Annotated in this window: 21 protein-coding genes; 18 read left to right on the top strand and 3 right to left on the bottom strand. The window is 63.7% G+C overall.

All coding sequences use genetic code 11. The features are described 5' to 3' along the window. Positions 1–41 precede the first annotated feature (41 nt). A complete protein-coding gene (locus PCA31118_RS16785) occupies positions 42–704 on the bottom strand; it encodes a TetR/AcrR family transcriptional regulator (RefSeq protein WP_044454950.1) in 663 nt (220 codons plus the stop codon). Positions 705–971: 267 nt separating this feature from the next. Here PCA31118_RS16785 and PCA31118_RS16780 point away from each other — a divergent pair, with 267 nt between their 5' ends. Genes PCA31118_RS16780 through PCA31118_RS16745 form a run of 8 tightly spaced genes read left to right on the top strand, consistent with a single transcriptional unit; the run spans position 972 to position 6747 of the window. After that, a complete protein-coding gene (locus PCA31118_RS16780) occupies positions 972–2258 on the top strand; it encodes an aromatic ring-hydroxylating oxygenase subunit alpha (RefSeq protein ID WP_150626270.1) in 1287 nt (428 codons plus the stop codon). A gap of 18 nt (positions 2259–2276) precedes the next feature. Beyond that, a complete protein-coding gene (locus tag PCA31118_RS16775) occupies positions 2277–2663 on the top strand; it encodes a hypothetical protein (RefSeq protein ID WP_150626269.1) in 387 nt (128 codons plus the stop codon). Between the two features lie 43 nt (positions 2664–2706). Next, positions 2707–3123 carry a cupin domain-containing protein gene (locus tag PCA31118_RS16770; RefSeq protein WP_044454953.1) on the top strand — a complete coding sequence of 139 codons (417 nt, stop codon included), beginning with the start codon at positions 2707–2709 and terminating at the stop codon, positions 3121–3123. Next, on the top strand, positions 3120–3521 hold the full coding sequence (locus PCA31118_RS16765) for a cupin domain-containing protein (protein WP_246190278.1): 402 nt from the start codon (positions 3120–3122) through the stop codon (positions 3519–3521). The genes PCA31118_RS16770 and PCA31118_RS16765 overlap by 4 nt, the downstream gene beginning before the upstream one ends. After that, positions 3518–4771: an NAD(P)/FAD-dependent oxidoreductase gene (locus PCA31118_RS16760; protein ID WP_150626268.1), complete on the top strand. Its 1254-nt coding sequence runs from the start codon at positions 3518–3520 to the stop codon at positions 4769–4771. Before PCA31118_RS16765 ends, PCA31118_RS16760 begins: the two co-directional genes overlap by 4 nt. Further along, the gene (locus tag PCA31118_RS16755) at positions 4768–5313 is read left to right on the top strand and encodes a nuclear transport factor 2 family protein (RefSeq protein WP_150626267.1); all 546 of its coding nucleotides are present in this window, start codon (positions 4768–4770) and stop codon (positions 5311–5313) included. The genes PCA31118_RS16760 and PCA31118_RS16755 overlap by 4 nt, the downstream gene beginning before the upstream one ends. Further along, the gene (locus tag PCA31118_RS16750) at positions 5306–5689 is read left to right on the top strand and encodes a non-heme iron oxygenase ferredoxin subunit (RefSeq protein WP_150626266.1); all 384 of its coding nucleotides are present in this window, start codon (positions 5306–5308) and stop codon (positions 5687–5689) included. Before PCA31118_RS16755 ends, PCA31118_RS16750 begins: the two co-directional genes overlap by 8 nt. After that, a complete protein-coding gene (locus PCA31118_RS16745; protein ID WP_150626265.1) occupies positions 5686–6747 on the top strand; it encodes an asparaginase in 1062 nt (353 codons plus the stop codon). Before PCA31118_RS16750 ends, PCA31118_RS16745 begins: the two co-directional genes overlap by 4 nt. 91 nt (positions 6748–6838) lie before the next feature. Here the strand turns inward: PCA31118_RS16745 and PCA31118_RS16740 are convergent, their stop codons facing one another. Further along, positions 6839–7747 (bottom strand): AraC family transcriptional regulator, encoded by a 909-nt coding sequence (locus PCA31118_RS16740; RefSeq protein WP_150626264.1) that lies wholly within the window; start codon positions 7745–7747, stop codon positions 6839–6841. A 189-nt stretch (positions 7748–7936) separates the two neighbouring features. Between PCA31118_RS16740 and PCA31118_RS16735 the strand changes: the two genes are divergently transcribed. The 9 genes from PCA31118_RS16735 (at position 7937) to PCA31118_RS16695 (ending at position 17442) form a co-directional block, all read left to right on the top strand. Then, a complete protein-coding gene (locus PCA31118_RS16735; RefSeq protein ID WP_150626263.1) occupies positions 7937–8692 on the top strand; it encodes an SDR family NAD(P)-dependent oxidoreductase in 756 nt (251 codons plus the stop codon). Between the two features lie 226 nt (positions 8693–8918). After that, positions 8919–9506 carry a TetR/AcrR family transcriptional regulator gene (locus PCA31118_RS16730; protein WP_150626262.1) on the top strand — a complete coding sequence of 196 codons (588 nt, stop codon included), beginning with the start codon at positions 8919–8921 and terminating at the stop codon, positions 9504–9506. Between the two features lie 179 nt (positions 9507–9685). Then, on the top strand, positions 9686–10180 hold the full coding sequence (locus tag PCA31118_RS16725) for a hypothetical protein (RefSeq protein WP_150626261.1): 495 nt from the start codon (positions 9686–9688) through the stop codon (positions 10178–10180). 469 nt (positions 10181–10649) lie between these two features. Further along, positions 10650–10829 (top strand): DUF3311 domain-containing protein, encoded by a 180-nt coding sequence (locus PCA31118_RS16720; protein ID WP_044454963.1) that lies wholly within the window; start codon positions 10650–10652, stop codon positions 10827–10829. Further along, the gene (gene mctP, locus PCA31118_RS16715) at positions 10830–12323 is read left to right on the top strand and encodes a monocarboxylate uptake permease MctP (protein ID WP_150626260.1); all 1494 of its coding nucleotides are present in this window, start codon (positions 10830–10832) and stop codon (positions 12321–12323) included. A 335-nt stretch (positions 12324–12658) separates the two neighbouring features. Continuing rightward, positions 12659–13963, top strand: a complete 1305-nt coding sequence (locus PCA31118_RS16710; protein ID WP_150626259.1) for an ABC transporter substrate-binding protein — start codon at positions 12659–12661, stop codon at positions 13961–13963. 31 nt (positions 13964–13994) lie between these two features. Further along, positions 13995–15827 carry an ABC transporter permease gene (locus PCA31118_RS16705; RefSeq protein WP_150626258.1) on the top strand — a complete coding sequence of 611 codons (1833 nt, stop codon included), beginning with the start codon at positions 13995–13997 and terminating at the stop codon, positions 15825–15827. After that, on the top strand, positions 15827–16714 hold the full coding sequence (locus PCA31118_RS16700) for an ABC transporter ATP-binding protein (protein WP_150626257.1): 888 nt from the start codon (positions 15827–15829) through the stop codon (positions 16712–16714). Before PCA31118_RS16705 ends, PCA31118_RS16700 begins: the two co-directional genes overlap by 1 nt. After that, positions 16711–17442, top strand: coding sequence for an ABC transporter ATP-binding protein (locus PCA31118_RS16695; protein WP_150626256.1), 732 nt, complete (start codon positions 16711–16713; stop codon positions 17440–17442). Before PCA31118_RS16700 ends, PCA31118_RS16695 begins: the two co-directional genes overlap by 4 nt. A gap of 32 nt (positions 17443–17474) precedes the next feature. Here PCA31118_RS16695 and PCA31118_RS16690 read toward each other — a convergent pair whose 3' ends face one another. Further along, positions 17475–18359: a LysR family transcriptional regulator gene (locus PCA31118_RS16690; RefSeq protein WP_150626255.1), complete on the bottom strand. Its 885-nt coding sequence runs from the start codon at positions 18357–18359 to the stop codon at positions 17475–17477. A gap of 129 nt (positions 18360–18488) precedes the next feature. On the opposite strand from PCA31118_RS16690, the gene argC reads away from it, so the two are divergent. Next, a complete protein-coding gene (gene argC, locus PCA31118_RS16685; RefSeq protein ID WP_150626254.1) occupies positions 18489–19415 on the top strand; it encodes an N-acetyl-gamma-glutamyl-phosphate reductase in 927 nt (308 codons plus the stop codon). Positions 19416–19546 lie beyond the last annotated feature (131 nt).

Genomic DNA, 19546 nt, shown 5'->3' with positions numbered 1-19546 from the left:
GCGGTCGCCGACGATCGCAGCGTCCGCTGCGCTATGTGGACTTATGCAGACGTTTTACGTTGTTGCGCGGCGTCGCGCTGCCGGGGCGCGCGAGCCGTTGCGGCCTTGGTCGGCTTGCTGGTTTTGACGTTCTCCGGACCCAGAATCAAGTCGGTCAGCAGCGTTGCGATGGCATCGAGGTCGCGGGTGTCGCCGATGCGACTGTTGATCGTAAATCCATCGTATGCCATCCACAACACGTGGGAGAGCAGCGTGTCGGTGGCGATGCGCGCATGTTCCCCGGAAAGACTCTCGGCGATCATCTCGGAGAGAAAGGTCTCGCACCGGCGAAGGAGATCGTTCGGCTTGTGCAGGTCTCTCGGTGCGCTGGCGAGCGCCTCGATCATGCCGTTGCCAAACGATTGGTCGGCCGTCGGAATATCGCCCCATAGCCCGATGATGATGCGCTTCAGGCGCGTTCGCGGCGTGGGGAATTTTCTGACGGCCTCGCGAAGCGTGGTCAGTTGGCGCAAGAGCCACGGCGAGTAGATCTCGTAATAGATCAGCAACTTGGAGTCGAAATACACATACAGGTTGGCCACTGTCATGCCGGACGCCTTTGCGATCTCGGTCATGGTCGTTGCCGTATACCCCTTGCGGCAGAACAGATCAAAAGCGGCCGCTTCGATCGCGTCGCGCATCTCTGCCTTCTTGACTTGCGCCATGCGTACCCCGTGAGCAATCGCGCGCCCGTGGGCGCGCTGGGTTTCCTGAAACCGTTGTTCGAGTCAACGGCGGATTGTATTCAATATTCTACCAAAGGGGCCGCCGGGTGCTGCATGAGCTCGCTTGGCGCCCGTAGTCATGGGGTTTTCCCGAGTAAATCGCACTTCCGGATCAAAACGCCTTGACAACAAATTTCCATCAAAAAATAATGACATTTAATTTTGATGTGTCAGCGGCAGCGTGCCGCGTTTGAGGAGATCAAGGCGATGAAATCTGCAGTCGAGCCTAGCGCGGCATTTCTTACCGACCGCTATCCGGAGTTGGGGCGGGGGCCTGTTTCGGTCGAGCCGTATGTTTCGCCCGAGTACTACGAGCGCGAGAAGGTACATATCTTCAAGAAGACCTGGCTCCAGGTCGGTCGCGTGGAGGAGATTCCGAAGGCGGGAGACTATTTCGTCAAGGAACTGGCGGCTTGCGATACCGAAATCATCGTGGTGCGCAACAAGGCCGGACAGATTCGTGCGATGCACAACGTCTGTGCGCACCGGCTGAATCAGGTCGTGTACGAGAAGTGTGGCAACACGCGCAAGTTCTTCTGCAAGTTCCACGGCTGGGCGTATGACCTCGACGGCAAGCTCACTGGCGTGCCGGACGAATCGTGCTTCTTCGACCTGGACAAAGCCGACTATGGGCTCACGCAAGTGTCCTGCGATGTCTGGGAAGGCTTCATCTTCGTCAACATGGACCCGAATCCGGCCCAGACGCTGGCGGAGTTCATGCGCCCCGTGTATGGCGACGTCGAGGGTTATCCGTTCGACAAGCTCACCTGCGGTTTTGCGTGGACCAGTGTGGTGAACTGCAACTGGAAGTTGGCGCTCGACGCTTTCCAGGAGGCGTACCACGTGGCCTACATTCACGGCAATTCGATTGCGGACGCTATCGACAAGAGCGAAGGCGGCAGTATGCGACCGCTCGACGTCGTATGCGGCGATCTGCACCGCCGGCTGTCGCTGGCCGGCAATCAGAAATCGGTCTACGGGAACCCGAAGGCCGTGACCTCGGGTGGCGCCGCAGCGCAGGAGGCGCTTGCCGAATCTGCGGGGGCGCGTCCGATCGCGGCGGCTGCGCTGCGCGCCGGCATGGGTAGCGCGCGTCACGAATTTCCGCTCGACGCCTTGCCCGAAGGCGTGAACTGGACCAAGCATCCCAATTGGTTGTTCGACATCAACGTCGTTTTCCCTGACTTCTACCTGTCGCTGCGTCCGAACTACTGCCAGGCCTACAACTTCCGGCCCATCGCTCATAACAAGACGCTGTTCGAAGGGCGTGTGTACTACCCGGAGATGACGACGGCCGGAGGCCGCTTCTTCCAGGAGTACATGAAAGTGGCGCTGCGTGACGTGTTGCTCGAAGACATGAGCACCGTCGAGCGCACGCAACTTGCAGCGCAGACCGGCGCCAAGCAACACATGGTGCTGCAGGACGGCGAGGTGCTCGTGCGCCATGGCGCGCACGTGGTCGATCGTCTGGTCAATGCCGCCCAATCCGTCTGAACTTCGGAGATAGCCACCATGCAAGAACAAGTCATCGATGTTTCGGCGCTCGGCGCCCATCGTCCGGCCGAATTTCCCGAGGCTTTCTCTCACCTGAGGCCCTACGCCGCATGGAGTCTCGATACCGAGACTGCGCGCAACATCAAGCGTCACGCCACATCGATGGAGGAAATCCGCAGCTTCGTCGAGGTCATGTTGGCGTCGCTCGATGCGATTTTTGCCTACCTCGATGAATTCGATCTCGCGAATCTTCCGCCCCCGGCAAAGGCGCTCATGAACATGACGCTCAGCCTGGCCGAAGTGGCTCCCGCCGTGGAGTTCTACGGGCAGCAGGCCGTTATCGATGGCTTCGACCCGCGACGCTTTCATGCGGATGACCACTTTGTGCTTTCGCCGCGCTTTTAAGCCGGGCAAGAAATGCAGGATGAATGCAAACGGAGTTAGCAACATGCCGAAATGTCGCGTGTTCGCCATTGACGACAACCTCAAGGAAGTTGTCCACGATGGCCTTTACATGAAGCACCTGTTTGGCGAGTCGGTGAGTGTCGCGGTGGTGAAGTTCGTTGCCCGCGCGGGCGCCGATCTGCCGGCGAAGTCGCACGATCACGGCGAAGAGGCGTCATTGCAGGTCAGCGGGAGCTGCACGGTATACGAAGGCGAAGGGGCCGAGGGAGATGCGGCGTTCGTGATGAATCAGGGCGATGCCCTGCTGATTCCTCCGGGCATGCGTCACTACGGACGCAATCGCTTCGCGCCTGCGGGCATCAGCCTGCGCCTGAACGTGGTCACGCCGCCGCGCAAGGAGTACGGCGCGGAGGACACCGTCCCGTACTATCCGTTGGCCAGCCGTGGGGGTGAGAAATGAGCGAAAACATGCGTCTGTCGACCCCTGACGACCGTCGCCGCGATGACCCGCATTGCGAGCGCGTGCCGAATCCGGTCGACACACCGGCGAGCCGCGCGAGCGGCGAATCTCTGGACATCGAGATTCGCGTCATGCGCCAGGGTGAGCAACTTTGGCGAGACGCGGGAACGACCGGAGAGGAAGTGGCGGCGGTGGTCGATGGCGAGTTCACCATCGAAGCAGCCGACGAACGTTATCGACTCTCGAGAGCAGAGGGCATCATCATCCCGCCGGGCGAGGCGCGTCGATGGACTTGCGAGACGTCGCGCGGGACTTTGTACCGTGTCGTCAACCGGTCCGCGCTCGGGGCGACGGGGCACGACGTGGCGGATGCCGCGAGCGAGGGAGCGCGGTCATGACGGCGGCCGAGCACATCGTCATCGTCGGTGCCGGACACGCGGGTGGCCGTGTCGCACAGCATTTGCGCGAGAGCGGCTATCCGCATGCCATCACGATGGTGGGGGATGAACCGGGCGATCCGTACGAGCGTCCTGCGCTGTCGAAGGAGTTTCTGCTGGGGCAGGCCGATGCGGCCTCCCTCGCGATCGCGCCGCAGACGTTCTGGGCCGCGTCCAACGTGCGACGGGTGCGCGCGCGGGCAAGCGGGCTCGATGCGGCGCGTCGCACGTTGACGCTCGACGACGGCACCGCGTTGCCGTTCGATCGCCTGGTCGTCGCGACCGGCGGGCGTGCCCGGCGAGCGCGCGTGCCGGGCGGCGATACCCCCGGCATCCACACACTGCGCACACTGGAAGACAGTGAGCGCTTGCGCGAAGCCTTGAAAGGCGCTCGGCGCGCGGTGATCGTGGGGGCCGGCGTCATCGGCATGGAATGTGCGGCGAGCGCTGCGTCGATGGGGGTGAAGGTGACGGTGCTCGAAGCCGGCGCCGGGATCCTCGGGCGGTGCCTGCCCGCGCCGGTCGCCCGCTGGCTCGCCGGGGTGCACGCGGCCAACGGGGTTCGCATCTTCACGAACGTTCAGGTAACGGGAATCTCGCACGATCCGTCCGCGCAATGGCCTTGGTGCGTCGCGACGACGATGCCCACCGGTGAGCCTGCCGAATATCAGGCAGACGTCGTGCTGTGCGCCATCGGCATCGACTGCTCGGTGGACTTTCTGCTCGACAGCGGTATCGGGACCCGCGATGGCGTGCTCGTCGACGAGCGTTGCAGCAGTCCCGTCGCACCATGGTGTTTTGCTGCGGGCGACGTGGCGCTCACGCCGCACCCCCGATATGGCGCCGCGATCCGTCAGGAAACCTGGCGCAATGCCGAGAACCAGGCGCGCGCCGTCGCCGAATTTCTCCTGGGACGGCGCGACCCTTATGTCGAGACACCATGGATGTGGACCGATCAATGGGGGCACAACATTCAGGTTGTCGGGCATCCGGCGCCGGGCGACGAGTGGGTCATCCGGGAGAGCGATGCGCACGTACCGACTGTGACATTTTTCCTGCGCGAAGGCCGGCTCGCCGGCGGCGCGCTCATCGATTGCGGCCGCGACCGCCGCTATCTGGAGCGGTTGGTGGATGCGCAGGCGACCTTGGATGTCGCACGGCTTCGCGACAGGTCGGTCAGCCTCAAGTCACTGGCACAGGAGTCCGTATGACGACGCTCGAAGCGCGCGTATCGGTGCTCGAATCAATCGAGGCGATCCGGGCCCTCAAAGCGCGCTACGCCGCGTTTGCAGACGCCAAGTACCGACCGGATTACACGCGGGTCGGCGACGCCGAGATGGCGCGCATTGCACGCGCGCAGTCGGAATGCTTTACGGCGGACGCTGTGTGGGACGGTGGCGGTGACTTCGGTGACTCACGCCATGGGCGCGAGGCGCTCAGGCAGTGGTTCATGAAGTCGCCATGGCGCTTTGCCATGCATTACTACGGCAGTCCGTGCATCGACGTGGACGTGGACGGCGATCAGGCCAGCGCAACGTGGCGCTTATGGCAGATCGCACTGCGCGAGGACAACGGCGAGGCGGTCCTGCTGTGTGCACTGACCAACGAGGCATACCGTCGTGACGCCGCCGGGGTGTGGTTGTGCTCATACATGCGGTTCGACGAAGTGCATATGGCCCCGTTACATGGCGTCGCCGGCACACTGGCGCGCACGTTCGATCAGTTGGTACCAAAGGATGACAGACATGACTGAAACCGAAAATCCACCGGTTGCCGCACCGGCCGGCGCGCAGCGCGAGGTGGCGATTCAGTGGGTGCGCGCCGGCGCTCGCGCCGAACTGTTCGCCGACAGCCCTTGCCATGGGGCAACGCTGCACGGACGCAAGATCGGCATTTTCGACGTGGACGGCAACGTCTACGCGCTCGACGACGTTTGCACGCATGGCAATGCCCTGCTGTCCGACGGGGAAATCGACGGCCACGAGATCGAGTGTCCGCTACACGCCGGGGCATTCGATGTTCGCGATGGGCGCGCGCTGTGTTCGCCTGTCACGCGCGGCGCGCGATGCTATGCCGTCAAGGTCGAGGCGGGCGACGTCTTCGTGGCAATGGCAGGAGACGACGCATGAGCGAAACGGGAGTGCGGGAGCGAGACTTGCAGGCGTCGCAGGCGCCGCAGGAGCGATTGAAGCGAGTGGCCGTGATCGGCACCGGTGGGACGTTCGCCATGCATGCGCGCCACCGTTTCGATTGGATCGAATACGGCGAGAGCGGCGTCGTTCACCCGATTGCACAGGTGCTGGAGGACTTGCGCGATCTCGGCAGCGTCTCGGAAGGCGTGGAGCTTGTGCCCGTGCCTTTCCGTGCCATCGGAAGCACTGCTATTTCCGCGGACGACTGGACGGCGTTGGCTCGTCTCGTACGGGAGACGGTCGACATGCACCCCGCGTTGGACGGCATCGTCGTGACGCATGGCACGGCCACGATGGAGGAGACGGCGTGGTTTCTGTCGTTGGCGCTCGATCTGGATATTCCCGTCGTATTGACGGGGGCGCAGCGTCCGGCCAACACCGCGGGCAGCGACGCCCCTGCCAACCTGCGTGCGGCGCTGGCCGTCGCGAAATGCCCGGCGGCGCGTGGACTGGGCGTGCTGGTCGTCATGGATGGGTGGGTGTACGACGCGCGGGATGTCACGAAGGCGTCGAGCTTTGATCTGTCGGCTTTCGAAGCGCCACCGTTCGGGCCGCTCGGTCGAGTCGATGCGAATGGCGAGGTCCATATTGCGCGAGCGCCGCGGCGGCCGCGCGTGCTGCCGACTGACGAACGGCTCACCGGGCAGGCATTGCCTCGCGTGGACATCGTACTGTCGTATGCGGGCGCTGATGGCGCGCTCGTACGCGCTTGCGTGGATGCAGGGTGCCGAGCCATCGTTTGCGCCGGATTGGCCCCGGGCCGGCCCGCGGGTGGACAGGCGGCCGCACTGGCAGAAGCCGCGCGCAACGGGGTGGTCGTGGTGCAGTCGACGCGTGCGGCGCGCCCCATGGTGCCCGAGCAGGCCTTTTTGCGTGCCGACGGCATTCTGGCAGGTGGCGACCTTGCGCCTCAGAAGTTGCGAATTTTTCTGATGTTGGCGCTCACGCAAACGTCCTCTCTCGAGACGCTGCGGCAATGGCTGCGCGACATTTAGCGTCGCATTCGGGCCGGATTCCGGTTGGATTGGAGCCGGACAGTCGGCGCGCACGCGCTGCGCGAGATCGCCATTACCGTGCACCCATCCGTCAGGACGTCGACACCGATGTGGCGTGCTCGTCGGCACCGCGCGTCGCGTCGGCATCCTGCGCGGGCGGCAGTCCGAACATCCGTCGGCATTCGCGGCTGAATTGCTGAACGCTTTCATAGCCCACCGCGAAGGCCGCGCTGCTCGCCGACATGGCTTCGGAGAGCATCAGGCGACGCGCTTCGATCAGGCGTAGCTGCTTTTGGAATTGCAGTGGCGACAGCGACGTCGCCAGACGAAACCGCTTGTAGAACGACGAAAGACTCATCCCGGCGGCGTCGGCCAGACGCTCCATCGGCAGCGGTCGGGCGAAATCTGCACGAAGCATGGCAACGGCCCGGGAGATGCGCTGCGCGTGGCTCTCGGGCCAGCCGAGTTGTCGGATCACGGGCCCATGTTTGCCGACCAGCAACCAGTAGTGCATTTCGCGCAGTGCCTGTGTCTGAAGCACGGGCAGGGCAGCGGGGCGCTCGATCAGGCGCATCAATCGAAGGGCAGCGTCTGCCACTTCTTCGTCGGACGGCTCGTTCGCGATCGGCGCGCCGTGGGGCGTTGGCGCGAGCTTCATCTCGATGGCAAGTTCTGCGATGGTCGCCAGATCGAGATCGAAAATCAGCGACAGGTACGGTTCGGTAGCGCTTGCCTGCGTCACCTGGCTGACTGTGGGCACATCCGACGTAATGAGCAAAGAGTCGCCTGCGGTGAACGTGAAATTCTGCGCGCCCATGGACACGCGCTTGACGCCCTGCAATACGAGGCACGCCACCGGCCGGGAGATCGCGTAGTCGATGCCGCTCGGGCGCGTTGCCCGAATGAGGCTCAGGCCGCGGATCGGCGCACGTGCCACGCCTGCCGGGTCTGCATAGGTCTCGGTGTATCTGCGCACCGCGTCGCGCAATGTGTCGTTCATGTCTCTCGTCCCTTGTGCCTGGCCGCCATCGCGTCATCGTATCGGCACAGGCAGCATCGTAACGAGATTCGACGGCGCGTGACGCAACTTCGGAGAAAAAGGCCAAGGACAGAGCGAATCAGGCAAAGGTTCCGGCGACGGGCCGCCGCAGAATCGGCATCTCCATTTCCATCACTCAAGGAGTTCGCCATGCGCAAGATTTCTCTCGTCACCGGTGCCAGTCGCGGTCTGGGCCGTAATACCGCACTGTCGATTGCCCGACGCGGCGGCGATGTCGTCGTGACATACCAGCGCCGGGAAGCGGAAGCGCAGGCAGTCGTGGCCGAGATCGAGGCGTTGGGCGGCAAGGCGCTTGCGTTGCCGCTCGACGTGGGCGACGTCGCCACGTTCGCCGACTTTGCCGCGCGACTCAAGTCCGGGCTTCGCGCCACCTGGGGGCGCGACACGTTCGATCACCTCGTCAACAATGCCGGTCATGGCGAGGTCGCGCCGCTTGCCGAGATGACGGTGCAGGCCTTCGACAAGCTGGTCGACGTCCATTTCAAGGGGGTATTTTTTCTCACACAACAGTTGTTGCCGCTGATGGCCGACGGTGGCCGGATCGTCAACCTCTCGACTGGCCTCACCCGAGTGAGCGCCGAAGGTTGGTCCGCATACGCAGCCGTCAAAGGCGCTGTCGAGGTGCTCACTGTCTACATGGCGAAGGAACTGGGGCGGCGCAACATCGCCGTCAACGTGGTGGCGCCGGGCGCCATCGAAACCGACTTCTTCGGCGGTGCGGTGCGCGACACGCCGGCGTTCAATCGGTTTTTCGCCGAGATGACGGCATTGGGCCGCGTCGGTGTGGCTGACGACGTCGGTCCGATGATTTCGAGTTTGCTCTCGGAAGACAACCGCTGGGTCAACGCGCAGCGCATCGAAGTGTCCGGCGGACAGGGCATCTGATAGCGCAAAGGGGGCGGGCAGCATTGCCCGCATCCCGCCTGGATTGGGGCCAGCCTCTGGCTTGTGCGTCCACGAGGGTGCCTGGCGTCATCGTCACCTGTCCGACGGCTTGACACGAAACCAACCAACTAGTAGATTGGCTGCCATTGAACGCATCGGTCGGCTCCCACGGTATTGGGCGCGCCCCCAGGATCGATGTACCTCCGAACCTACCGAGCGCAGGATCATGACCGTCGAGCTGTCTCCCAGAGCCACTGAAATTGCCGAGCACACCAAGCAACTGCTGGCAGCGGGCGGTTATCACGGGTTCAGCTACGCCGACCTTTCTGCGCGTGTGAACATTGGCAAGGCCAGCATTCATCATCATTTCCCGAGCAAGGCGGATCTCGTGTTGACGGTGGTCCGGCGCCATCGCGAGCAGGCGAGGGAGGGGCTTGCCGCACTCGACGGCCACGTGCCGGATCCGACGGCGCGTCTGGCGGCTTACACGAATTACTGGGCGGACTGCATTCGCGACGGCACGATGCCGGTGTGCATCTGCGCGATGCTCGCCGCCGAACTGCCCATGATCCCGCAGGAAATCGCGGACGAAGTCCGAGGCTATTTCGGTGATCTGGCAGGGTGGATTGCACGCGTTCTCGAGACAGGGGCCGCACAAGGTCAGTTCACGCTGCGCGGCAGCGCGCAGGTCGAAGCGCAAACGTTCATGTCCACGGTGCACGGCGCCATGCTCACGGCACGTGCCCAGGGGAATGCCGAAGCGTTTCAGGCAATTTCGCAGGTGGCCATCGGCTGCTTGCGTGCGACTCACTGAGACGACTGATCCGGTCGTTGCGGCGACGCAGTCAGCAGGAAGGGCGCTACGGCGCTCTATTTTTGATGTTGTAAGCCAACCAACTAGTTGGTTGTTTTTCGGAATCCACACCTATCTGTCTCGCGATGCGCCAGCGCCATGGTGAGACGGGGCAACCACTTCATAGGGAGTCCTTTGCCATGCCTCATCCCATTTCAACGTTGGGCGCGGGTCACACCGTCGTCAGTCTCGTGACGTTTGCTGCCGGGTTGTACAGCTTCGTTCGCTATCGAAACATCGAGCGCAGCACACCTGCCGGCCGCGTGTATCTGTTCGGGATGCTGATCTCGGTGCTGACGTCGTTCGGCTTGTCGAGTACCGGTGGTTTCAACGTCGGCCATGCCCTCGGCATTCTCGCGTTGCTTGCGACCTTGGGCGGTCTCGTGATTCCGGGCCTGACGTGGCTCGGACGCGCGCGCCCCTATCTGTCGCAGCTGGCGTTCGCCTTCAGCTTCTTCCTGCTCATGGTGCCCGGCATCAACGAGACGCTCACGCGACTGCCCACGAGTCATCCACTGGCCAGTGGCCCGCAATCGCCGCTTGTCCGGGGGGCGCTCGCGGCGTGGCTGGGCATTTTCGTGATCGGGGCCATTGCTCAATTCGTGTGGCGTCGTACGCAGCGTAGCCGCGCCTGATTGGCGCAGATGTCCTGAGCCGCGCACCCGCCCGCGTTGCTGCCGTGCGCGGTCCCGACGTGTCCGGGCCGCGTGGCGTAAAGCAGAGTCCGGGCAAACCGCAAAAAGTCCGACGCCCAAATTGCTTTGGCTATTTCGATGTCATTCTTTCAACGACGCCATTCGATTTAATAAACGATGAAAATGCCTTGACGCCCGGAATGTGCGGTTCAATTGAAGCGCCATAGCGGCGTAAGTCTATGCAACGTAAAAATAAATTTCGTTGATTTCGCCAATTAAAACCGGAATAAAGCGAATTGAATTCGGCCTTGCGTTTTGGCAAGCGCAACATCCCCTTAAACCCCATCGATCCTTGATTTCGCGGGCTTTCCGGGCACCCCGGCAAATCCTCCATCGTTCGGCTAGAGTGTATTCACGTGTGATTGCCATGCGCTTTCGCCGGATGAATAACAAGAGGAGATCTATTGAAATGCGGTTATTACTATTGCTGCCGTTCATCGGCTTGTTGTGGGTGCCGTTCTACAATCGAGAATTGCCTTCACTCTGGGGCTTTCCTTTCTTTTATTGGTACCAGTTCGCGTGGGTACCGTTGACCTCGCTGCTGATCTGGATCGTGTTTCGCGATGGTTTGAAGAAAGGGGACGAGTAAATGGGCGCCGGGATCAACTGGACCGCGTTGGCGGTCTTCGTGTTTTTCTTTGTCCTGGTGACCGTGATGGGTTTCTGGGCATCGCGCTGGATGTCGGGACCTTCGCATAAAGGCGCGCATCTGGACGAGTGGGGACTGGGCGGGCGCAACTTCGGCGCCTGGATCACGTGGTTCCTCGTCGGTGGCGATTTCTATACCGCTTACACCGTGATTGCCGTGCCCGCGCTCGTGTATGCCGTTGGCGCATACGGCTTCTTTGCACTGCCGTACACGATTCTCGTCTACCCGATCGTCTTCCTCATCATGCCGAAGCTGTGGCACGCCGCGCACAAGGCCGGCCACGTCACGGCCGCCGACGTCGTCTACGGTCGGTATCAGTCGCGTCCGCTGGAATTCGCGATTGCGATCACCGGCGTGGTGGCCACGATGCCGTATATCGCCTTGCAACTGATCGGGATGGAAGTCGTGATCAAGGCGCTCGGGCTGACGGGGGAATTGCCGCTGCTCGCCGCCTTCGTCATTCTGGCGCTGTACACGTACTCGGCAGGCCTGCGCGCGCCGGCGCTCATCGCGTTCGTCAAGGACCTGATGATCTATATCGTGGTGCTGGTGGCGGTCGTCGTGGTGCCCGCCAAGCTGGGCGGCTACGGCGCCGTGTTCGACACGGCGCGCGATGTCTTCGCGAAAAAAGGTGGCGCCACGGGGCTGACGCTGGGACCGGCGCAGTACCTGCCATTCGCCACGCTGGCGCTCGGTTCGGCCATGGCGGCGTTCATGTATCCGCACACGCTTACCGGCATCTTCGCCGCTCGCGACGCCAATACGATCCGCAAGAACGCCGTATTCCTGCCGGCCTATACGGTGCTGCTCGGCTTGATCGCGTTGCTCGGCTTCATGGCTTACGCCGCCGGCGTGAAAGTCCAGACCAACAACGACGTCGTGCCCGCACTGTTCAATGGCCTGTTCCCCAGCTGGTTCGCGGGCTTCGCGTTCGCCGCCATCGCCATTGGGGCGCTGGTGCCGGCCGCCGTGATGTCCATCGGCGCGTCGAATCTGTTCACGCGCAACTTCTGGAAGCCGTACGTCAATCCGGGGATTTCGAACGAAGGGGAAGCGAAGGTCGCCAAGGTGGTGTCGCTGGTAGTGAAGCTCGGCGCGCTGGTGTTCATTCTTTTCCTGCCGACGCAGTTCGCCCTCGATCTGCAATTGCTGGGCGGTGTCTGGATTCTGCAAACCTTTCCGGCGCTGGTGTTCGGTCTGTTCGTGGGCTGGTTCGGCGCTCGCGCGCTGCTCACGGGCTGGGCGTTCGGTATCGTTTGCGGCAGCTGGCTGGCGTTCGCCGACGGCATCAAGCCCGTGCACACGTTCGTGCTGGGCGGCGATAAATACTCGATGTATACCGGCCTGATTGCGCTGGCGGTCAACATCGTCGCTGCGGTGATTGCCAACGTCGTGCTCGGCAAGGGCGCGCGCCCGGCGCTGCGCAGCGCATAGCGAGCCGGGACTCGGGACTCGGGACTCGGGAGTCGCGGCCATCGTGCTGCCGCATTGAAGGTCGTTGCTGCGACACCGCGTGACGCTCGCGCGGTGTCGCGCCTCCGATGTCGAGATGTCGGGGTGGCCGGGTCACCGGGGACCGAATGAAGGGGAGTAGCGCGCATAGCGCAGACAGCACGGTCCCGCCCCTTCGCGCGGACCGCGCGAATTGCAATCCCGCTTCGCGCGAATATGCTTTGCGAAAACAATTGCTTAGGTGACGCAATCCACGGTCGTAGGATCTGAACTTTCCCTCAGTTCCTAACGTTCTCACGCGTGTGAAGGCCGTCACCATGGCAAATCCGTTCCGACTCTCGCAGTGGTTCGCCTCTGCATCGCAAGCCGCCTCTCAGGTTTCCTCCCAGGTTTCCCCGCAATCGGCTTCAACGTCTGCTTCACCGTCCGCCTTGCACCGTCTGCCCCACCGGCTGCCGCGCAAGCTGCTGACGCTGAGCGCCGCGCTTGCCGTGGCGGTCGCGGCGCTGCATCTGCGTCCGGCGCAGGCGGCGGCGGCGTCCGGCGAGCCGGTATGGGTCGGCGTGTCCGGGCCTGTCACCGGGCAGAACGCCCAGTACGGCCTGCAATGGAAACGCGGTTTCGACCTCGCGCTCGACGACATCAACGGTGACGGCGGCATCAAGGGACGTCCGTTGAGTCTGGATTTTCAGGACAGCCAGAGCGATCCTCGCCAGGCCGTCGCCATCGCGCAGAAGTTCGTGGGCGACCCGCGCATTCTCGTGGAACTGGGTGACTTCTCCAGCCCGGCATCGATGGCGGCCTCGCCGATCTATCAGCGCGGCAAACTGATTCAGTTCGGTTTCACGAACTCGCATCCGGACTTCACGAAGGGCGGCGATTACATGTGGAGTACGTCGATCAGTCAGGCCGAAGAGCAACCGCTGCTGGCCGATTTCGTCGTTCGCCAGCTCGGCCTCAAGCGTGTGGCCGTGCTCTACCTGAATACCGACTGGGGCCGCACGAGCAAGGACCTGTTCGTGAAGGCCGCCGAGCAGTACGGCGCGACAGTCGTGGCGGCCGAAGGCTATCAGCCCGACGAAAAGGACTACCGCTCGACGCTCGTTCGCGTTCGCGACGCCAAACCGGACAGCCTGGTGCTGATTTCCTATGCGCCGGACGGTGCGCAAATCGTGCGTCAGGCCCGGCAGGCAGGCGTGACGCTGCCGACCGTCGGCGCCAGTTCCCTGTACTCGCCCAAGTTCCTCGAACTCGGCGGTGCCGCCGCAGAAGGCGTTCACCTCGATTCGAACTTCTTTCCCAACGATCCGCGCCCGGAAGTGCAACGCTTCGTGACGCGCTATCGCGCCAAGTACCAGCAGGAACCGGACGCCTTCGCCGCCCGCGCCTACGATGCCCTGCTCGTGACTGCGACCGTCCTGCGTGAGTTCGGCGCCTCACGCGAGGCCGCCCGCAAGGGCTTTGCGCAGATCAAGGACGCACCGAGCGTGGTCTTTGGCAAAGTCGCCTTCGATCCGCAAACGCGCCGGGTCGCCCAGGCGAAGAACGTTCATCTGATCGTCAAACAGGGCCAGTTTGTCGTGTGGCAGGGCGTTGCGGCCAAGGTGGCCGCAGCGAAGTAAGCCGTCGCGTGACAACGTTCGGGATGACGTCATGGGTTCCTGGTTCGACTACACGATCAACGGACTGATCGTCGGCAATATCTATGCCCTGCTCGCCGTCGGGCTGGCATTGATTTTCGGCGTTTCGCATCTGATCAACTTCGCGCATGGCTCGGTCTATTCGGTCGGCGCGTTTCTCGGATGGGTCGCGGTCACGTACGCGCACACGCCGCTCGCGGCAACACTCGCCATCGTCGCCGTCGGCTGCGCCTTGCTGGGCGCGGCCATCGAGCGACTCGCGTTGCGCCCGCTTCAGAACGCGCCGCGCATCGCACCGTTGCTCGCCACCATCGGCGTATCCATCGTGATCGATCAGTGCGTGCAGCTCGGCTTCGGCGCCGACCCGCGTGCGTTGCCGAATCCGTTGCCGGACTGGCGGCTGTCCATCGGCGGCGGCAGTATCGGCGCGCTCGATCTGCTGATCGCCGGTGTCGGCATCGGAACGGCCGCCGTGCTCTTCGGTTTTCTGCGCTTCACGCGATTGGGCTGGGCGGTGCGCGCCACGGCGCAGGATCGTGACGCGGCGCGTCAGATGGGCGTCGATGTCGACGTCGTCAACAGCACCGTGTTCGCGATCGCGGGCGCGCTCGGCGGCGTGGCCGGTGTGCTTGTCGGCATGTACTACAACAGCATCGATCCGTCGATGAGCTATCAGGCAACGCTCAAGGGCGTGGTCGCCCAGGTCATCGGGGGTGTCGGCAACGTGCCGGGGGCGATTGCCGGCAGCCTGCTGCTCGGTGTCATCGAAAGCTGGGGCGTGGGCTTGCTCGGGTCGAGTTACCGCAATCTGTTCGCTTACGTGTTGCTGATCGTGGTACTCGTGTGGCGTCCCAATGGATTGTTCTCGCACGCGGCGTCGCGTGCCCCCGAACCGCTCACGGGCACCTTCATCGCACCGAGCCGACCGGTCGTCATTCGTGCGCGCTGGTGGGGGGCCGCGTTCATCGTGGCGGCGCTTCTGCCGTTGGCGCCGGGGGCGATCGTCGGCGACTATCTGCTGCGCACGCTCACGAACGCCTGGCTGTACGGCTTGCTGGCGCTGTCGCTCACGGTCGTCGCCGGTACCGCAGGACAGGTATCGCTCGGGCAGGCGGCGTTGCTCACCATCGGCGCTTACGCCTCGTCGCTATTGGCGCTCGACGCCGGGTGGCCTGTCATCGCGGCCATTCTCGTGGCAAGCGTCGTGACCGGCGTGATCGGCGCGTTACTTGTCTGGCCAGCCTTCCGGTTGCGAGGCCATTACGTCTCGATTGCCACGCTCGGGATCGGCGAAATCGTGGCGCTGGTTGTGCTCAACGGCGGCAGTTTCACACGCGGTCCCATCGGGGTGGCGGGCATTCCGCCGCTGTCGTTTGGCGGCTATGAGGTGCTCGACGTTCGCGGCCAATACTGGATCTCGCTCACGGTCCTGGGCGTGTTGTCGCTCGCGCTCTGGCGGCTGCTCGGCTCGCACCTGGGACGTACCTGGCGTGCCATGCGCGACGACGACGTGGCCGCCCGCGCGCAGGGCATCGCGCTCGATCGCTACAAGGGGCTCGCGTTCGGCGTTGCCGGGGCGGTCGCCGGCATGGGCGGCGCGATCATGGCGCACGTATTTTCCTACATCAATCACGAGACGTTCACGTCGCAGGTGTCCGTGCTGGCCATCACGATGGTGATTCTCGGCGGACTGGGCAATCTCGCCGGCGCCGTACTCGGCGCCCTCGTGCTCATCGGTCTGCCGGAGTGGTTCCGCGCGCTGGCGGACTACCGCATGCTGATTTACGGGCTGGCGCTATTGCTGCTGATCCGTTTCCGTCCTCAAGGTCTGCTGGGAACCCGCTGATGGCTTCACTACTACAGATTGACGGCCTGACCCGCCGTTTCGGCGGGCTGACGGCGCTCGCACCGCTCACGCTTCAGGTGAACGAGGGCGAAATCGTCAGCGTGATCGGCCCCAACGGGGCGGGCAAGACGACCTTGTTCAACGTAATCAGCGGTGCCGATCGCCCGGATGGCGGGCGTGTGACGCTTGCCGGACAGGACATCACGGGCTGGGCGCCCGAAGCGGTGGCGCGTGCAGGTCTCGCGCGCACGTTTCAGCATGGGCGTGTCTTCGCCAACCTGTCGGTGCTCGATAACGTGCTTGTCGGCGCGCACACGAAACTCCGGGCGGTGATTCCACGGCAGGGGTTCGCGCGCTGGCTAGGACCAGTCGCGGAACTGGTGCTGGCGCTCGTGCGTCCGCGCGCGGTTCGCGTGGAAGCCGCGCAAATGCGTGAGCAGGCGTTGGCGCTGATCGCGCGCTTCGGCGAGCGTCTGACACCTCGTGTGGATCATCCGACGCACAGTCTGTCGTACGCCAACCGACGACGTGTCGAGATCGCCCGCGCGCTCGCGTCGCAGCCGCGCATTCTGCTGCTCGACGAGCCCACCGCAGGGATGAACCCGAGCGAGACAGCGCAAATGCAGGCGCTCATCGCGCAACTGAAGTCGGAGGGGCATACGATCCTGTTGATCGAGCACAAGCTGGAGATGGTCATGGCCTTGTCCGACCGGGTGATCGTCATGGACGACGGTCACAAGATCGCCGAAGGGCTGCCTGAACAGGTGCGGCAGGATCCGCGCGTCATCGAGGCGTATCTGGGCACGCGTTATGCGCAAGGGGCAGCCCGTGCAGCCCGGACTGCGCGTGCAGAGGCGGGGAGCGACGTGGCGAGGGAGGCTGCATGAGTCTGCTGGAACTGTCGGGGATCGACACTTACTACGGGCCGTCGCAGGTGCATTTCGATCTCGGCTTCTCGATTGACGAAGGCAAGATCGTTTGCCTGCTTGGCGGGAACGCGAGCGGCAAATCGACGACGATGAAAATCGTTCTGGGGCTGCATACGCCGCGTCGCGGCACCGTGCGGTTTGCCGGCGAGGACATTACGGGATGGAAGACGCCCGCGATCGTGCGTCGCGGGATCGGGTCCGTACCGGAAGCCCGGCGGCTCTTCGGTGCGATGACCGTACGCGAAAACCTGCTGATGGGCGCGTATTCGCGGCGGGACAAAGCGGCGATTCAGGAAGACTACGAACGCATGCTGTCGTTGTTCCCGCGTCTGAAGGAGCGTCTGACGTTTGCCGCCGGTTCGCTCTCGGGCGGTGAGCAACAGATGGTCGCCATGGCGCGCGCGCTGATGGGACGCCCCCGACTGCTATGCATGGACGAGCCGACGATGGGCCTCTCGCCCCGCTATGTCGATCACGTGCTGGCGTTGATTCAGACCGTCAACGAAAGCGGCGTGACGGTGTTCATGGTCGAGCAGAACGCCAATCTGGCGCTGGCGATTGCGCACGACGCCTATGTTCTCCAGACCGGGCGCATCGTTCTGCATGGCGACGCCCGGACGTTGCTCGACGATCCGCGGGTGCAGGACGCCTACCTCGGCGGTAATCCGGCCACCACCGTCAATTGAGGTCGAGGCGGCGCGAGGACGGCCCGGCTTCGTTACCGCACGCGCAGTCCCCATAGCGCGTCGAGCACGTGCCGGGTCGAGCGCTCGATCGGCCCGGCTGCATGGGCGATCCCGAGTTCACGCCATAACGCCGGGCGCAGGGCGCGCATGGCAATGCGCTCGTCGTTGTGCGGTGTCGTCGCCTCGTGAGGCAGCAGGGCGGCGCCGTAGCCCGCCGCGACGAGACTCTTGATCGCGTCGTTGTAGTTCAATTCGATGCGAGGGGTGGGATGATGGCCGGCCGCCGCGAACCATTCGGCGGTCTGCCGCGACAGTCGTGTCGTACTGTCGTTCAGAATGAGCGGTTGCGATGCCAGCCAGTCGGGCGTCACGCTTTTTGGCGTTGCCCAGTGCGCCGGCAGGAACGCCATCACCGGATCGCGACGCCATTGTTTGATCGTCAATCCCTTGACCTGCGGCTGCGGCAGCGCGACCAGGCCAAGGTCCAATGCGCCCCGATGCAGGCGACTCAACGTCTCCTGCGATGTGAGGATCGCGACCTGCACGTCGATATCCGGATGATCCAGACGCAGGGTTTCCAGCGCTTGGGGCAGGATGTGCGCGATCGCACCCGTCGACGCCCCGATTCGTACCCGGCCCGCCAGCCCCTTGGCGTGGCGTTCGATGTCCTCCAGCGTGCGCTGTGCGTCGGCAAGCAGATGCCGTGCGCGCTCGACGAGCGCCTCGCCAACCGAGGTCGGCCGCACATGCCCGCGCTTGCGCGTGAGCAACTGGGCGCCCACGCGCGCTTCCAGATCCGAGATGTGAAGGCTGACGGTGGGCGGCGAGAGATGCAGACTCTGCGCCGCGTCGGCAAATGAGCCGCTGTCGGCCACGGCGACAAGGGTCTTCAATCGGTCGAGACTGATCTCTCTCATGGAATGTCCTTGGTTCAGAAAGGTTGAATTTCATCTTCATGAAATTCAACTTTTTTTATTCTTCTCGTGGCGTGAAGATATCACTTCCACGCGGTTCACGACCGATTCACGTTTCACGAGGCATTCGACATGGCTTCTCCGCTGATTTTCATCGATGGCGATCAAGGCACCACGGGCTTGCAGATTCACGAGAAGCTGCGTGGGCGCACCGACATTGCGCTGCTGACGCTCCCGGACGCGCATCGCAAGGATCCGGTGCGGCGCGCGCAGGCCATCAACGAGTGCGATATCGCCATGCTGTGCCTGCCGGATGCCGCGGCGCGTGAAGCGGCAGCGTCCATCGTCAATCCGCGTGTGCGCGTGATCGACGCGAGTTCGGCGCACCGCACGCATGCCGACTGGGTGTACGGCTTTCCCGAGATGGTGAAAGGGCAGGCGGCGCGCGTGGCTGCGGCCAGTCGTGTGTCGAACCCCGGCTGCTATCCGACAGGTGCCATCGCGCTGTTGCGTCCGCTGCTCGATGCCGGGCTGGTTCCGCGTGACTATCCGGTCAGCGTGAATGCCGTGTCGGGCTATTCCGGTGGTGGGCGCGCGAGCGTCGAGGCGCACGAGGGGCCGCAGGCCACGAATCGCTCGCAGTTTCGCGTCTATGGACTGGAGCTCGCGCACAAGCACCCGCCGGAGATCGTGAAGCATGCGGGATTGGCGTTTCGTCCGATGTTCGTGCCGTCGTACGGCGCGTATCGGCAGGGCATCGTGCTGACGATTCCGCTCGAGACCCGTTTGCTGAGCCCCGGCGTGGATGGCGTCGCGCTGCACGATTGCCTCTCGGCGCACTATGCCGACGAGACCTTCGTGAAGGTTTTGCCGATGCAGGCGCCGGGCGTTGTCAAACAGCTCGATCCGGAAGCGCTGAACGGCACGAACCTGATGCAACTGAACGTATTTTCGAACGACGAAAACGGGCAGATCCTGCTGGCGGCCGTGTTCGATAACCTCGGCAAAGGCGCATCAGGCGCGGCGGTTCAGAATCTGGATCTGATGCTCGGGTTGTGAGCCGCCCGTGTCCGGCGCGCAGGGGCACGCGGCGCTCACTCGACCCCCATATGCCCGCGATCGTTGATCTCGCGGATGAGCGTTCGTAACGCGCGCCCGCGCAGACGCTGACCTACCATCCGCCGGTCATG

It is taken from the genome of Pandoraea captiosa (assembly GCF_902459775.1).
In the GTDB taxonomy this organism is placed as follows: domain Bacteria; phylum Pseudomonadota; class Gammaproteobacteria; order Burkholderiales; family Burkholderiaceae; genus Pandoraea; species Pandoraea captiosa.
This window is presented reverse-complemented; position numbering and strand designations above follow the sequence as displayed.

What these genes read in the sequence shown, in the direction of transcription:
- PCA31118_RS16770 (WP_044454953.1), top strand. Translation starts at nt 2,707, where the DNA reads ATGCCGAAATGTCGCGTGTTCGCCATTGACGACAACCTCAAGGAAGTT.
- PCA31118_RS16700 (WP_150626257.1), top strand. Translation starts at nt 15,827, where the DNA reads ATGGCTTCACTACTACAGATTGACGGCCTGACCCGCCGTTTCGGCGGG.
- PCA31118_RS16785 (WP_044454950.1), bottom strand. Translation starts at nt 704, where the DNA reads ATGGCGCAAGTCAAGAAGGCAGAGATGCGCGACGCGATCGAAGCGGCC.
- PCA31118_RS16760 (WP_150626268.1), top strand. Translation starts at nt 3,518, where the DNA reads ATGACGGCGGCCGAGCACATCGTCATCGTCGGTGCCGGACACGCGGGT.
- PCA31118_RS16765 (WP_246190278.1), top strand. Translation starts at nt 3,120, where the DNA reads ATGAGCGAAAACATGCGTCTGTCGACCCCTGACGACCGTCGCCGCGAT.
- PCA31118_RS16740 (WP_150626264.1), bottom strand. Translation starts at nt 7,747, where the DNA reads ATGAACGACACATTGCGCGACGCGGTGCGCAGATACACCGAGACCTAT.
- PCA31118_RS16755 (WP_150626267.1), top strand. Translation starts at nt 4,768, where the DNA reads ATGACGACGCTCGAAGCGCGCGTATCGGTGCTCGAATCAATCGAGGCG.
- PCA31118_RS16735 (WP_150626263.1), top strand. Translation starts at nt 7,937, where the DNA reads ATGCGCAAGATTTCTCTCGTCACCGGTGCCAGTCGCGGTCTGGGCCGT.
- PCA31118_RS16780 (WP_150626270.1), top strand. Translation starts at nt 972, where the DNA reads ATGAAATCTGCAGTCGAGCCTAGCGCGGCATTTCTTACCGACCGCTAT.
- PCA31118_RS16695 (WP_150626256.1), top strand. Translation starts at nt 16,711, where the DNA reads ATGAGTCTGCTGGAACTGTCGGGGATCGACACTTACTACGGGCCGTCG.
- mctP (WP_150626260.1), top strand. Translation starts at nt 10,830, where the DNA reads ATGGGCGCCGGGATCAACTGGACCGCGTTGGCGGTCTTCGTGTTTTTC.
- PCA31118_RS16720 (WP_044454963.1), top strand. Translation starts at nt 10,650, where the DNA reads ATGCGGTTATTACTATTGCTGCCGTTCATCGGCTTGTTGTGGGTGCCG.
- PCA31118_RS16705 (WP_150626258.1), top strand. Translation starts at nt 13,995, where the DNA reads ATGGGTTCCTGGTTCGACTACACGATCAACGGACTGATCGTCGGCAAT.
- PCA31118_RS16745 (WP_150626265.1), top strand. Translation starts at nt 5,686, where the DNA reads ATGAGCGAAACGGGAGTGCGGGAGCGAGACTTGCAGGCGTCGCAGGCG.
- PCA31118_RS16690 (WP_150626255.1), bottom strand. Translation starts at nt 18,359, where the DNA reads ATGAGAGAGATCAGTCTCGACCGATTGAAGACCCTTGTCGCCGTGGCC.
- argC (WP_150626254.1), top strand. Translation starts at nt 18,489, where the DNA reads ATGGCTTCTCCGCTGATTTTCATCGATGGCGATCAAGGCACCACGGGC.
- PCA31118_RS16775 (WP_150626269.1), top strand. Translation starts at nt 2,277, where the DNA reads ATGCAAGAACAAGTCATCGATGTTTCGGCGCTCGGCGCCCATCGTCCG.
- PCA31118_RS16750 (WP_150626266.1), top strand. Translation starts at nt 5,306, where the DNA reads ATGACTGAAACCGAAAATCCACCGGTTGCCGCACCGGCCGGCGCGCAG.
- PCA31118_RS16725 (WP_150626261.1), top strand. Translation starts at nt 9,686, where the DNA reads ATGCCTCATCCCATTTCAACGTTGGGCGCGGGTCACACCGTCGTCAGT.
- PCA31118_RS16710 (WP_150626259.1), top strand. Translation starts at nt 12,659, where the DNA reads ATGGCAAATCCGTTCCGACTCTCGCAGTGGTTCGCCTCTGCATCGCAA.
- PCA31118_RS16730 (WP_150626262.1), top strand. Translation starts at nt 8,919, where the DNA reads ATGACCGTCGAGCTGTCTCCCAGAGCCACTGAAATTGCCGAGCACACC.